Source organism: Pseudoduganella flava, from assembly GCF_007830495.1.
Lineage (GTDB): Bacteria > Pseudomonadota > Gammaproteobacteria > Burkholderiales > Burkholderiaceae_D > Rugamonas > Rugamonas flava.
In genome coordinates, this window is record NZ_VLKW01000003.1 from 142702 (window position 1) to 155292 (window position 12591).

General features: G+C 67.0%; 13 protein-coding genes. 6 read left to right on the forward strand and 7 right to left on the reverse strand.

Going from position 1 to position 12591, the window contains the following annotated elements; genetic code table 11:
• Positions 1-97 precede the first annotated feature (97 nt).
• Together IP92_RS08855 and rng are read left to right on the forward strand one after the other, a co-directional pair.
• A complete protein-coding gene (locus tag IP92_RS08855; protein ID WP_145874196.1) occupies positions 98-718 on the forward strand; it encodes a Maf family protein in 621 nt (206 codons plus the stop codon).
• Positions 715-2178 (forward strand): ribonuclease G, encoded by a 1464-nt coding sequence (rng, locus tag IP92_RS08860; protein ID WP_145874197.1) that lies wholly within the window; start codon positions 715-717, stop codon positions 2176-2178. Before IP92_RS08855 ends, rng begins: the two co-directional genes overlap by 4 nt.
• Positions 2179-2283: 105 nt before the next feature.
• Here the strand turns inward: rng and IP92_RS08865 are convergent, their stop codons facing one another.
• The 5 genes from IP92_RS08865 to IP92_RS08885 all read right to left on the reverse strand — a co-directional run bounded on the left by IP92_RS08865 (position 2284) and on the right by IP92_RS08885 (position 7674).
• A complete protein-coding gene (locus IP92_RS08865; RefSeq protein ID WP_145874198.1) occupies positions 2284-2817 on the reverse strand; it encodes an FxDxF family PEP-CTERM protein in 534 nt (177 codons plus the stop codon).
• A 405-nt stretch (positions 2818-3222) separates the two neighbouring features.
• The gene (locus IP92_RS08870) at positions 3223-3756 is read right to left on the reverse strand and encodes an FxDxF family PEP-CTERM protein (RefSeq protein ID WP_158206722.1); all 534 of its coding nucleotides are present in this window, start codon (positions 3754-3756) and stop codon (positions 3223-3225) included.
• A gap of 282 nt (positions 3757-4038) precedes the next feature.
• Complete coding sequence (locus IP92_RS08875; RefSeq protein WP_145874200.1) at positions 4039-5568, reverse strand: GGDEF domain-containing protein; 1530 nt, start codon at positions 5566-5568, stop codon at positions 4039-4041.
• A gap of 16 nt (positions 5569-5584) precedes the next feature.
• Entirely contained in the window at positions 5585-6625 is a 1041-nt protein-coding gene (waaF, locus tag IP92_RS08880) for a lipopolysaccharide heptosyltransferase II (protein ID WP_145874201.1), read from the reverse strand.
• Between the two features lie 50 nt (positions 6626-6675).
• The gene (locus IP92_RS08885; RefSeq protein WP_145874202.1) at positions 6676-7674 is read right to left on the reverse strand and encodes an O-antigen ligase family protein; all 999 of its coding nucleotides are present in this window, start codon (positions 7672-7674) and stop codon (positions 6676-6678) included.
• A 66-nt stretch (positions 7675-7740) separates the two neighbouring features.
• Here IP92_RS08885 and IP92_RS29865 point away from each other — a divergent pair, with 66 nt between their 5' ends.
• Together IP92_RS29865 and IP92_RS08890 are read left to right on the forward strand one after the other, a co-directional pair.
• The gene (locus IP92_RS29865; protein WP_158206723.1) at positions 7741-7905 is read left to right on the forward strand and encodes a hypothetical protein; all 165 of its coding nucleotides are present in this window, start codon (positions 7741-7743) and stop codon (positions 7903-7905) included.
• A 77-nt stretch (positions 7906-7982) separates the two neighbouring features.
• Positions 7983-8813 carry a glycosyltransferase family 2 protein gene (locus tag IP92_RS08890; protein WP_145874203.1) on the forward strand — a complete coding sequence of 277 codons (831 nt, stop codon included), beginning with the start codon at positions 7983-7985 and terminating at the stop codon, positions 8811-8813.
• A 13-nt stretch (positions 8814-8826) separates the two neighbouring features.
• Here IP92_RS08890 and IP92_RS08895 read toward each other — a convergent pair whose 3' ends face one another.
• Positions 8827-9429, reverse strand: a complete 603-nt coding sequence (locus IP92_RS08895) for a response regulator transcription factor (RefSeq protein WP_145874204.1) — start codon at positions 9427-9429, stop codon at positions 8827-8829.
• A complete protein-coding gene (locus IP92_RS08900; protein WP_229418698.1) occupies positions 9426-11033 on the reverse strand; it encodes a sensor histidine kinase in 1608 nt (535 codons plus the stop codon). The genes IP92_RS08895 and IP92_RS08900 overlap by 4 nt, the downstream gene beginning before the upstream one ends.
• A 214-nt stretch (positions 11034-11247) precedes the next feature.
• On the opposite strand from IP92_RS08900, the gene IP92_RS08905 reads away from it, so the two are divergent.
• On the forward strand, positions 11248-12216 hold the full coding sequence (locus IP92_RS08905; RefSeq protein ID WP_145874205.1) for a DUF535 family protein: 969 nt from the start codon (positions 11248-11250) through the stop codon (positions 12214-12216).
• 58 nt (positions 12217-12274) lie between these two features.
• Positions 12275-12505: a DUF6139 family protein gene (locus IP92_RS08910; protein ID WP_145874206.1), complete on the forward strand. Its 231-nt coding sequence runs from the start codon at positions 12275-12277 to the stop codon at positions 12503-12505.
• Positions 12506-12591 lie beyond the last annotated feature (86 nt).

A 12591-nucleotide genomic window follows, 5' to 3' on the forward strand; every position in this document is an offset into this window, starting at 1 on the left:
AGCGTAAGACTAGGGTCAGACCCGCCGGGTCTGACCCTAGCTTTACGCCGTTGGGGTAAACGCCTGTACCTGCACGCTAACAATTACAACAACAACGATGAAACCGGTTGAACGCAAAATCTATCTCGCCTCCAAGAGCCCCCGCCGCCGCGAACTGCTGCGCCAGATCGGGGTCGACTTCGAATTGCTGCTGCTGCGCAGCGACGGGCCGCGGGGCGCCGATGTGACGGAGGACGTGCTGCCGGACGAGCCGGCCGAGATCTACGTCAGCCGCGTCGCCAACGAGAAGGCCGACTTCGCGTTCGAGCTGTGCCGCCGCCGCCACCTGCGCCCTCGCCCTGTGCTGTCGGCCGATACGACGGTGGCGATCGACGGCGCGATCCTCGGCAAGCCCACCGGCAAGGAGGAGGCGGAGGCAATGCTGCGCCAGCTGTCCGGCCGCACGCACCAGGTGCTGACGACGGTGGCCGTGCGCACGTTCGACTTCTCCGGCAGCATGACGCAGGTATCCAACGTGCGTTTTGCCGAACTGACGCCCGCCGCGATCCACGCCTACTGCGCCACCGCCGAGCCGTACGACAAGGCCGGCGGCTACGGCATCCAGGGGCTGGCGGCCGTGTTCATCGAACACATCGAAGGCAGCCACTCCGGCATCATGGGCCTGCCGCTGTTCGAGACGGCCCAGCTGCTGCGCCAGGCCGGGCTGAAGCTGCCATGAACGAAGACATCCTGATCAACATCACGCCGCAGGAAACCCGCGTCGCCCTGATCCTGCAAGGCGCTGTGCAGGAGCTGCACATCGAACGCACGTTGACGCGCGGGCTGGCAGGCAACGTCTACTCCGGCAAGGTCGTGCGTGTGCTGCCGGGCATGCAGTCGGCCTTCATCGACATCGGCCTGGAGCGCGCCGCGTTCCTGCACGTGGCCGACATCTGGGAAGCCCGTCCGCACGACGGCAGCAATGCGACGCCCGCGCCGATCGAGAAACTGCTGTTCGACGGCCAGGTGCTGACGGTCCAGGTCATCAAGGACCCAATCGGCACGAAGGGTGCGCGGCTGTCCACCCAGATCTCGATCGCGGGGCGGATGCTCGTCTACCTGCCGCAGGATTCGCACATCGGCATCTCGCAGAAGATCGAGAAGGAAGCCGAGCGCGAAGCCCTGCGCACGCGCATGCAGGGCCTGTTGCCGAAGGAAGAAAAAGGCGGCTACATCGTGCGCACGCAGGCCGAGGATGCCAGCGATGCGGACCTGTCGGCCGACATCGAATACCTGCGCAAGACGTGGGCCGCGATCACGCACGGCGCACGCACGCGGCCGCCCACCAGCCTGTTGCACCAGGACCTGTCGCTGGCCCAGCGCGTGCTGCGCGACTTCGTGCACGACGAGACGGCGACGATCCAGGTGGACTCGCGCGAGAACTTCCTGTCGCTGACGGAGTTCGGCAAGGTGTACACGCCGAGCGTGCTGTCCCGGCTGCAGCACTACACGGGCGAGCGCCCGCTGTTCGACCTGTATGGTGTCGAGGAAGAGATCCAGCGCGCGTTGGGACGCCGCGTGGACCTGAAGTCGGGCGGCTACCTGATCGTCGACCAGACCGAGGCGATGACGACGATCGACGTCAATACGGGTGGCTTCGTCGGCGGCCGCAACTTCGCCGACACGATCTTCAAGACGAACCTCGAGGCGGCCCATGCGATCGCGCGCCAGCTGCGGCTGCGCAACCTGGGCGGCATCATCATCCTCGACTTCATCGACATGGAAAACACCGAGCACCGCAACGCGGTGCTGACGGAGCTGAAGAAGGCGCTGTCACGCGACCGTACCAAGGTGTCGGTGTCGGGCTTCTCCGCGCTCGGCCTCGTCGAGATGACGCGCAAGCGCACCCGCGAATCGCTGGCGCACATCCTGTGCGAGCCCTGCCCCGCCTGCGGCGGCAAGGGCCAGGTCAAGACGTCGCGCACGATCTGCTACGAGATCCTGCGCGAACTGCTGCGCGAGGCGAAGCAGTTCAACCCGCGCGAATTCCGCATCCTCGCGTCGCAGGAAGTGGTGGACATGTTCCTGGAAGAGGAATCGCAGCACCTGGCGATGCTGGGGGACTTCATCGGCAAGAAGATTTCGCTGCAGGTGGAGAACTCGTACCACCAGGAGCAGTACGACGTCATCCTGATGTAGAAAACGCCCGCGGCGCTTTCCTCAGCGGCCCGGTGGGGGTCGGGCGCGCGCGGGCAGGACTCTGGCTTCCTTTTTTCTTTCTTTTGTTTCGGTGATACGTGAGGCTTACTGCTTGCGGCGACGTGCGACGACGCCCAGCAGTGCCATGCCGCCCAGCAGCATGCCGTAGGTGGCTGGCTCCGGAACGGCCGTCACGGCGACGACGCCGCTGTAGGTGCCGGCCGCTTGCGACAGCACCTTGCCGGTGACGCTGACGTAGTAGCCATTGGCGGCGGACAGGTTGTCCAGGTTCAGGCTCCACTGGTCGGTCTGGCCGGTGGACAGTTGCGTGCCGTGGCTGACCAGCGAGCCGTCCGCTGCGAACAGGTCGAAGCTGGTGATGTCCAGGCCGTTCTTCGGGTTGCCGCTGTACGAGTACAGGTTGGCGACGAAGGAACCGCCAACGGCGACGTCGAAGGAGTAGCTGTCGGTGAACGTGTCGTCGCGGTGGTTGCCGGTGATCAGGCGGGCAAACGCGCCGGCGCCATCGACCACCTCGATCGCTTCGACCGGGTTGCTGATGTCGGCTGCATATGCCTGACCAGCCAGCGCTGCGCTTGCCAGCGCCAGCGAAGCTGCGATGTTCTTGATTTTCGTCATTCCTTGCTCCTAATGTCAAACGGTTGAGGCCGCCGAGGAGCCGACAAGGTAACAGGACAGCCGGATGCAGGAAAAGCCGCGCACCTGGCTTTTACAAATTGTTAAGGTTTAACGCGCCTTTCCGGCCTGCATCGCAAGGCGAGAAAATGATTTGTATTCAATGACTTAGCCAACCCATGCACAATCATTATTTTCCGCGTAGGAGCACGCCTACATGAAAACGCGCACGACTTACACGTCGCCGTTTAGCGACTTTAAGCGTGCCGTAATTTGCGGCAGATGGGGAACGAAAGTTGCCCAAAACGGCCGGGCGTGGTGACAATCGATGGTGTAGGACAAAGCGCCTGCGGCGCGCGCTCCTCAGCGGCGGAGCAGTCGCGCGCGGCCGCAGGCGTTACTGCGGACTTAAGACTTGCGGCGGCGGGCGATCGCACCCACCAGTGCCAGGCCACCCAGCAGCATGCCGTAGGTTGCCGGTTCCGGAACAGCGCTGACCGTCGCGACGCTGCCCGAATAGATGCCAGGCTGCGACAGCACATTGCCGCTTACCTGCACGTAGTAGCTGGCGGCGGACAGACCGGTGGTCGTCAGCTGCCACTGCTGGATGCCGTCATCGATCAGCGCGGCGCCCTTGGTCACCAGGGTACCGTCCGAGCGATACAGGTCGAGACCCGTGATGTCCAGGCCGGTGCCCGGCTGGAAGCTGTACGAGAACAGGGACGCGGTGAAGTCCGTTGCGCTCGACAGCGTGAACGTGTAGTGGTCGGCGAAGGTATCGCCGGCCGTCACGTCCTGAATCAGCCGGCCGAAGAAGCCGGCACCGTCCGCGATTTCGACGGCAGCGGGGCCATTGCTGACGTCGGCGGCGTAAACTGCCTGAGTGGTGAAAGCGGCGCATGCCAGCGCCAGGGAAGCTGCGAATTTCTTGGTTTTGGTCATTCCATGCTCCTTAGAGGTCATTCACGTACTACAAGGGGGGTTAGGCCGCTGAGGAGTGGTCAAGGTAGCAGCAAAAAACTCAGCAAAAACCTTTTAGATACAAGTGCTTACAAGTTGATTATTTGAATTTCAAGGTCCGCCCGCTGGCCAACAGACGCTGCTGAGCGAGCAAAATCAAGCACTTGCTGAACGGTGAAAGAAGTGTTGCAAACGCTGTCGGACAGCGCCGACATCACGACGCGCAGGATTCAGACGTAGCGGCGTGCCGGTTCTAAGCGCGGCTTAAGGTGCGGCAGAATCGGGACCGTCCGCAACGCGATTGCGGCCTGCGGCCTTGGCCGCGTACAACGCCCGATCGGCCAGCTCGAGCAGAGCCGATGCTGCATCCACGCCGCGCCTTGGCACCATGGCGGCAACGCCCGCGCTGATCGTGACGATCCCGTGCGGGCTGCCCGCATGCGGCAGCGCCAGCGCGGCAATCGCCTCGCGCATCCGCTCGGCCACAGCATGTGCCCCCGCCACATCCGTGTTCGGCAGCAGCACCGCCATCTCCTCGCCGCCATAGCGGGCAGCGAGGTCGCCGGCGCGGCCCGGCGTCTGCCGCCGGATGGCCTGGGCCGCGGCGCGCAGGCAGATGTCGCCGGCACCGTGGCCGTAGCGGTCGTTGTAGGCCTTGAAGTGGTCGACGTCGATCATCGCCAGCGCGAGCGGCGCACCGTGCCGGGTGGCCCGGCTGAACTCGTTGCCGAGCGAGACGTCGAACTGGCGCCGGTTCGCCAGGCCCGTCAAGCCGTCCTGCAGCGCCAGCTTTTCCAGCGCCGCGTTCAGGCCCGCCAGCGAATCGCGCGCCTCGCGCAGTTTCGACTCCACCTGCAGGCGGCGGCGCATCTGCCGCACGAGCCGCTGCCCGAACAGCGCCAGCAGCGCGGCCAGCACGATCACGCCGGCCGTATGCGTCAACGTATCGCGCCACCAGTGCGCCAGCACCTCGTCCTTCGACAGCGCGGCCGTCACGAACAACGGATAGTGCTGCAGCGGCCGGTAGCTGTTGAGCCGCACCTTGCCGTCCTGCGTCGAGCGGAACATGCCCGTGCCGATCCGCGCGACACGGGTGTAGGCGTCGTAAAGCGGCGTGTTGCCGATGTTCGCGGCGATGCTCTGCTCGCGGAACGGGCGCCGGACCAGCATCGTGCCGTCGTCCGACAGCAGTGCCACCGCGCCGTCCGCGCCGATATCGAAGCTGGCGTAGAACTCGCGGAAGTAATCGATGGCGATCGTCGCCAGCACGACACCGTCGAACGCGCCGTCCGGCTTGTCGAGCCGGCGCGACACGGGGATTACCCACCGTCCCGTGGCCCGGCTGACGACGGGGCGGCCGATGCGGCTACCCGCTCCCGGATTACGCAGGTGGTACTGGAAATACTCGCGATCGGCGTTGTTGACGGCCCGGTCCTGGTCGGCCTGCGAGGTGACGAGCCGCCTGCCCGTTTCGTCATAGGCCGACAGCGCATCGAGCTCCGGCAGCCGGTGCACGTGGTCGGCCATCAACCGGTGCAGCCGCGCCATCTGCGTGGGGCTCGTGCCGTCGGTCTGGATGCGCTCCTGCAGGTCGGCGAGGCTCGTCTCGGCGGTACGCAGCGTGTCGTCCGCATGCTCGCTCATCGCCCGCGCCAGGTTGGTTGCATTGCGCTCGGTCTGCTCCAGCAGTACGCGGCGCGCATGCCAGCTGCGCTCGAAGTCGAGCGCCACCAGCGTCACGCAAACAACGGTGACGAAGACGGTGGTCCAGAACGTGATCGGCAGCCGACGCATTGCGCGGGCCCGGGCGTCAGGCCGCTACGGTCGCGGGCAGCATCGGCTGCAGCGTGCGCCACACCAGCTCGGCATCGAGCTTGCGCATGCAGTCGTGGTGGCCCAGTGGGCACTCGCGCTGGCGGCACGGCGAACAGTCGAGGCGCAGCGACAACGCGGCCGCCACGGTCGAGAACGGCGGCGCGTGGTCCGGATCCGTCGGGCCGTAGATCGCGACGACGGGCCGGTCCAGGCTCGACGCCACGTGCAGCAGCCCCGAGTCGTTGCTGACGACGGCGGCGCTGTGGCCGATCAGCGCGATTGCCTCGGCAAGGCTGGTCTGGCCCGCCAGGTTCAGCACGGCCGGTGCGGCCGCGCTGCCGGCCACGCCGGCCACGACCTCGTCACACGCGGGGCGGTCCTTCGGCGAGCCCAGCAGCGCGACCTGGGCGAGCGGAAACCGGGCGACAATGTGCCGGGCCAGCGCGGCGAAATGTTCAGGCGGCCAGCGCTTCGCGGAGCCGAACTCGGCGCCCGGCGCAAACACGACGAGCGGACGGTCGGGCGCCACGCCTGCCTTCGCGCAGGCGGCCTGCACCTGCTCCGGCGTCACCTGCAGCGCCGGCCGCGGCGCGCTCTGCAGCGGCGCCCCGGGCGCCTGCGCCAGCGCCGCGTAGAACGGCACCATCGGCCGTGGCGGCACGTCGTCGTGGTGCATCACGTTGATCAGGCCATAGCGGCTCTCGCCCTTGTAGCCGACGCGGCGGCGGATGCCCGCGAGCCATGGAATCAAAGCATACTTCAGCGTGTTGGGCAGCACGTAGGCGGCCGCATAGCCGCGGCGGTGCAGCACCCGCGCCAGGCGCCACCGTTCGCGCAGCTGCAGCGCGCCGTGGCGGAACGTGGTCTGGATGACCTCGTCCACTTCCCGCATCTGGCGCCACACCGGGGCGACGGGCGGCGGCGCCAGCACGTCGATCGGCGCGTCCGGGTGCGCCGCACGCAACCGTTGCAGCAGCGGCTGCGCCATCACGGCATCGCCGATCCAGTTGGGCGAGATAATCAGGATACGGGACAAACCCGGGGGCAAACCCGGGGGCAAACCCGGGGACAAATCGCGGGACATGGCTACTTTCCTTCCCTGGCGTTCAGGCACAGGCCCATCAGTACGAACAACGTCAGCGCATAGAACATCGCGCTGCGCACGGACCAGAAGATCACTTCCGTCAGGCCAAAGCTGAAGTAGCTCAGCACGAGCAGCAGTCCGGCCAGCGCGGGGGCGATCAAGCCCGGCGGGGCCGATTCATGCGTCCCCAGCATGCGCAGGAAGAACAGGAACGGCAGCAGCAGCGTGCCGAACCAGCACAGCAAGCCGATGACGCCACCGTACACGAGCGCCTGCAGCGCATCGTTGTGAAAATGTTCCGCTTCCAGCACGAACGGCTGCAGCACGCCGGCATCGACCAATGCGCGCAGCTCCATCTTGACCTGGTCCGGGCCGCTCGGCGACCACGGGTGGTTCGCCGCCAGCATCGCGGCGCCCTTCCACAGCTCGAGCCGCACGCCGACATTGGTGTACGCGCTGCCGCCGCTGAAATACGTGCGCACGTCGCTGACGCCCTGCCCCAGCCGTTCGCTGACGCCCGTCTGCGGCACCCAGTATGCGCCCAGCATCAGCACAGCCACGAGGACGGCGGCGGCCTTGGCAAACTTGCCGCGCAGGTAATGGCCGTATTTCAGGAACAGCAGCGCCGAAAAGACGATCGCCACCCAGCCGCCGCGCGTGCCCGTCGCCACCGTGCCGACGAGGCCGGCCACAACGCCCAGCGCGGGCCATATCCGCTGCCGGCCACGAAAGTCCAGCACGCCGGCCAGCGACATCAGGCCCAGGCACAGCACGATGTCGCCGAACGTGATCGCGTTCATCTGCCCGCCCGGCCGATCGATGCCCACGATCCAGCGTTGGTAACCGGCCACAACAGCGCCACCGATGGCGCCGCCGATCAGCCCCCACCAGAACGCCTTGCGGCTGGGCCGGCATGCCAGCACCGTCAAGAGGGCGGTCGCGGCAAGCAGCATCCGGCTGGGCTTTTCCCAGTGGCGCAGATGCAGGTCGGGATGCAGCAACACCGCGATGGCGGCAAATAGAAAAGCGGCTCCAAATGCTGTCAAAACACCGCGGATATCGTTAAGATGACGCCGGAACTCCGGCAGACCTTGCTTGTGGCACCAGAACGCGGCAAGCAGGAAACCGAAGCTGCACAAGCCTACGCCGACGCTGGTGATGAGGGTCAGGAAGGGGAGCAGGAAAACCAGGCAGTTGACGGTGACAGTTGTTACGTCGGCATTCTTGGTTAAAGTATTATTCATCAATATTATTCGAGCGATTCCTGTCGACCGCTTCGCGCCAGCGCTCGTGCAACAGACAACACTTCATGCAACAAGCGTCAACAATTTCCGTCGTCATCACGACCTATAACCGGCCCGACGCGCTGACGGCCGTGGTCGAAGCCTGCTTCGCGCAGGACGATCGCAATTTCGAAATCATTATCGCTGATGACGGCTCGACGAACAACACGCGAGACTGCGTGGCGGCACTGCGGGCCCGCTCGCCGGTGCCGCTGCTGCACGTGTGGCAGCCGGACGAAGGCTTCCGCGCCGCGCGCGTGCGCAACCTGGGCACGCTGGCCGCGAGCGGCGACTACATCGTGTTCCTTGACGGCGACTGCGTCCCGGCACGCAATTTCGTGTCGCAGCACCGCAAGCTGGCCAAGCGCGGCTACCTTGTATCGGGCAGCCGCGTGCTGCTGTCCGAGCGCTACACGCGCACGCTGCTCGAGCAGCACATCGACCTGAACACGCTCGGCGTCGCCGCTCGCCTGCGCCTGCGCCTGGCGGGCGACTTCAACAAGTTCCTGCAAACGGCGCTCGTGCTGCCGGACGTGGGCCGCGAGCGGCACGACTTCAACTGGCGCCGCATCAAGAGCTGCAATATGGGCGTGTGGCGCAGCGACCTGGACATGGTGAACGGCTTCGACGAAAGCTTCACCGGCTGGGGCCACGAGGACAGCGACCTGGTGGTGCGCCTGTTCAACGCGGGCGTGTGGCGCAAGGACGGCGCGTTCGCCACCGAGGTATATCACCTGTGGCACCGCGAGAACCAGCGCGACCAGGAATCGTCGAACCGCAAGACCGTCGAACAGCGCAAGACGGACGGCACGGTGCAGGCCACCGCCGGCCTGCGCGAGCTGGCTGCCGCCGCGTAAGCGTCCCTCCCCCTCACTCCTCCCTGATCGCCACGCGGACCAGGTCCGCCACATTGTCGACATCGAGCTTGGCCATCAGCCGCGCCTTGTGCACTTCCACCGTGCGCACGCTGATGCCCAGGCGTGGCGCGATCTCGCGGTTGTGCAGGCCCGCGACGACGAGCGCCATCACCTGCCGTTCGCGCGGCGTCAGTTCGGCCAGCGCCGCGCGGTCGCGCGCCCGGACGTGGCGCTCGCCGCGGCATTTGCGCTCCTGCTCGAACGCTTCGCCGATCGCCGCGACCAGCTTGGCGTCGTCGAACGGCTTCTCGAGAAAATCGATAGCGCGGGCACGGAAGGCCTCGCGCGCCGCCTCCACATCGCCGTGCGCCGTCACGAAGATCACGGGCAGGGTGCAGTCCAGTTCGCGCAGCCGGCGTTGCAGCGCGAGGCCGTCGATGCCCGTCATGCGCAGGTCGGTGATCAGGCAGCCGGCCCACTCCGGCCGCCACGCCTGCAGGAACGCTTCGCCGCTGGCGAAGATCGCCGTGCGGTAGCCGCGCACGGCCAGCAGCAGCCCCAGTGCGTCGCGCACGGCGGCATCGTCGTCGACAATGAAGACGGTCAGGTCGGTCATGGCGCCTCCTCGCGCTCGTCGGCCGGCAGCGTGAAGTGGAAAGCGCCCTGGGCTCCTGCCTCGGCCCACAGCCTGCCGCCATGGGCGGCGACGATCGCGCGCGACAGCGCCAGGCCCAGCCCCATGCCGGCCGCCTTCGTGGTGGCGAACGGTTCGAACAGGCGCGCGGCCAGCGCCGCATCGATGCCGGTACCGCTGTCGATCACCGACACGCAGAACTCGCGCGGCGCGGTACGCCGCGCCAGCACCTGCACCTTGCGCTGCCCGCCCGGTTGCGCCTTCACGGCATCGAGCGCATTGGCCAGCAGGTTGCGCAGCACCAGTTCGATCTGCACGCGGTCCGCCTGCAGCCATGCATCGGGCTCCACCTGCTGCACCAGGCTCACGTCGTGCTCATGGAACGGCACGCGAAACTGCCGCACCAGCGCCGCCACGAGCGTATCGGCGCGCACCCGTTCCAGCCGCGTCGCCCCGCTGCGGAAGAAATCGCGCAGCCGGCGCACGACCTCGGCGGCGCGGTTCGATTCATCGATCATGCGGCCCAGCGCCGTGCGCAGCAGCGCGTTGCGCTCCCCCGCATCGTCCTGCTCCAGCAGGTGCTGGCACGCCCTGCCATACGCTCCCAGCGCCGTCACGGGCTGACTCAGTTCGTGCGCCAGCGCGGCGGCCATGTCGCCGGCCGCGGCCATGCGCAGCGTCTGCTTCAACTCGTCCGCCACGCGGCGCCGCTCATCCACCGCGCTGCCGATGAAAAAGCCCACCAGCGCCAGCACGGCATCGAGCATCTGCCATTCGGCCACGCTCATCGCCGCCGGGCCATACCATTTGCGCAGCGCGACGATGGCCATCTGCAGCGCGAACACGATCACCGCCGCGCCATGCACGCCCTGGCGCGACGCGGCCCAGATCGCGGGCAGGAACAGGAAGTAGAAATGGGCGAATTCGTCGCCCGCCGGCATGCCGAACACGGCCCACAGCATGCACAGCGCCAGCAGCAGGTAGCCGGCCGTTTCCGCGCGCACGGCGGGACGCTGCCAGACCGTCTCGGCCAACTGGCGGCGGCCGGCGGCGTCAGCCACCATCCACAGCAGCGGCATCGACACCAGCACGCCCACGCTGTCGCCGATGCCGAAGCGCCACGCCGCCTGTGCCCACGCGGCGGGCGGCACCAGGCCGGCGGCCTGCAGCAGCGCCACGTACACCGCGGCATTCGCCAGGCAGCCCACCGCCACCACGGCGGCCCAGCGCATCAGCGCCGTGCCGGTGCCGAACGGCCCGCCACCGACGAAACGGCGCAGCGCGGCGCCGACCAGGCCATAGCCGAGCGTCAGCCAGGCGCAGCCGGCCAAGGTCCACAGCGGCCCGGCAGGCAGGCCGCGGATCAGCCATTCCCCCAGCAGCAGCGCAACGAACCACGGCAGCGCCGCTGCCCTGCCCCGGCGCAGCCAGAACAGCAGGCCCAGCGCCGGCTCGGGATTCCATGGGGTGATGTTCAGTCCCCACAGCGGGTCGGCGTAGGTGAGCCAGTCCAGCAGCAGGTAGGCGGCCACGAACGGCAGGGTGGAACGGAGGTCGCGGGCGGCGGGCATCGGCAAAAAAGTCACTAAGGGTTTCCCGTACGGCGGCGGCCGGATCGACTGCTTTCCTCTTGCGAATAGATGTTTCCTAAAGACATCATCTACGCGCTTCCCGTACGTCAGTCCGCGAATTGCAGCAAGGAATGCCGTCTCGCTATGATCCCGGCGATTGTAACGTACTGTTTCAACGCTTCAAGCATAAGTTCCACGCAGCACAACAAAAAAGATCATCGGAGATACGATGCCGTCCCTCATCACCCTGCGCCATGGCGTCGACCGCAAGCGTGCATTATCGCGTGCCTGGGCCGGCGTGAAACTGCACGTGCGCGCGCTGGCCTGCCCGCGCCTGACGCGCGACTGGCTGCACCTGCTCAATTCCAACGAACTGATGCGCCAGCTCGTCCATGCCCAGCCGCGCCTCGTGCACAAGGTGTACCGGCCGTGGCTGAGCACCTGCTTCGACGATCAGGCCCGCCTTGCCGCACTGGGATCGCACTACCGCTTCGCGCTGCGCCAGGGCTGGGGCCCGCTGCTGCTGCGCGCCGCCCATGGCCCGGTGCCGTTGTGCGCATTCGACGGCAAGTCCGGCACGCCCTACAGCGTGGCGTTGCGTGCCGTGGTGCCGATGGAGCGCGACGGCGAGCTGGTGCTGGAACTGCGCCGCGCCGGCGTCCTCGTTTATTCGGCCGCGTTCTCGTTCCTGGCCGACGGCGGCCGTGCCGTCGTCGGCATCGGCTGCATCCAGGGACCCGCCTGCGGCGCTGGCCTGGAACTGTGCCGCGAGACGACACGCGACCTGCACGGCCTGCGCCCGAAGAACCTGCTGGTGCGGCTGATCGCCCAACTGGGCCATGCCAGCGGTTGCCAGTGGCTGCGGCTGGTCGGCAACGGCAACCGGGCCGTCGTGCGCTCGCGCCGGCGCGGCAAGGTGCTGGCGGATTACGACACGATGTGGCGCGAGCTGGGCGCCGAGCCGCGCAGCGACGGTGACTTCGAGTATCCGTGCACGCCGCTGGCGGCGCCCGACCTCGAGCAGGTGCCTTCGCGCAAGCGCGCCGAGGCGCGGCGCCGCCACGCGCTGCTGGAACAGGCTTGCGCGGCGCTGGTGGACTGCATGCCGGCCGCGGCACTCACCCATCCGGAACCGCTGCCCACCGCCACCGGGAGTACAATCGGACGGGCGACGGCGGCGTGTGCGGTACCGAACTGAGCTTGCATGCGGGTACTGCCAAGCTGGCGACTTGAGCAATCCACAAGGAGGAACCGCGATGCGCCTGGACATTTACCGACGACCCGAACACGATGGCATCTTTTCCTATCTGGCTGTGCCGGAAGGGAAACCCATCCCGCAGGAAGCGATCAATACCGACTGGGAACCGGAAGCGAAAGCGCTGGAAGTCGACGACGACGCCGACATGCTGCCCGAATTCCACATCGAGCACCTGCCTGAGCAGATCGGCTTGAAAGGCTATGCGATCACGGGCCTGAAGGATATGTAACGCTGCGCCAGCGCAACGGCGGGCCCGGCCCACGGGGTGAAGGTTGTACGTGAAGCTTGTACAATTGGTAACTCCTATTGGTCCAT

Bases quoted from the DNA above. Each gene is read 5' to 3' on its own strand.
- IP92_RS08855 (WP_145874196.1), top strand. From the start codon at position 98: ATGAAACCGGTTGAACGCAAAATCTATCTCGCCTCCAAGAGCCCCCGC.
- rng (WP_145874197.1), top strand. From the start codon at position 715: ATGAACGAAGACATCCTGATCAACATCACGCCGCAGGAAACCCGCGTC.
- IP92_RS08865 (WP_145874198.1), bottom strand. From the start codon at position 2,817: ATGACGAAAATCAAGAACATCGCAGCTTCGCTGGCGCTGGCAAGCGCA.
- IP92_RS08870 (WP_158206722.1), bottom strand. From the start codon at position 3,756: ATGACCAAAACCAAGAAATTCGCAGCTTCCCTGGCGCTGGCATGCGCC.
- IP92_RS08875 (WP_145874200.1), bottom strand. From the start codon at position 5,568: ATGCGTCGGCTGCCGATCACGTTCTGGACCACCGTCTTCGTCACCGTT.
- IP92_RS29865 (WP_158206723.1), top strand. From the start codon at position 7,741: ATGACGCCGGAACTCCGGCAGACCTTGCTTGTGGCACCAGAACGCGGC.
- IP92_RS08890 (WP_145874203.1), top strand. From the start codon at position 7,983: ATGCAACAAGCGTCAACAATTTCCGTCGTCATCACGACCTATAACCGG.
- IP92_RS08895 (WP_145874204.1), bottom strand. From the start codon at position 9,429: ATGACCGACCTGACCGTCTTCATTGTCGACGACGATGCCGCCGTGCGC.
- IP92_RS08905 (WP_145874205.1), top strand. From the start codon at position 11,248: ATGCCGTCCCTCATCACCCTGCGCCATGGCGTCGACCGCAAGCGTGCA.
- IP92_RS08910 (WP_145874206.1), top strand. From the start codon at position 12,275: ATGCGCCTGGACATTTACCGACGACCCGAACACGATGGCATCTTTTCC.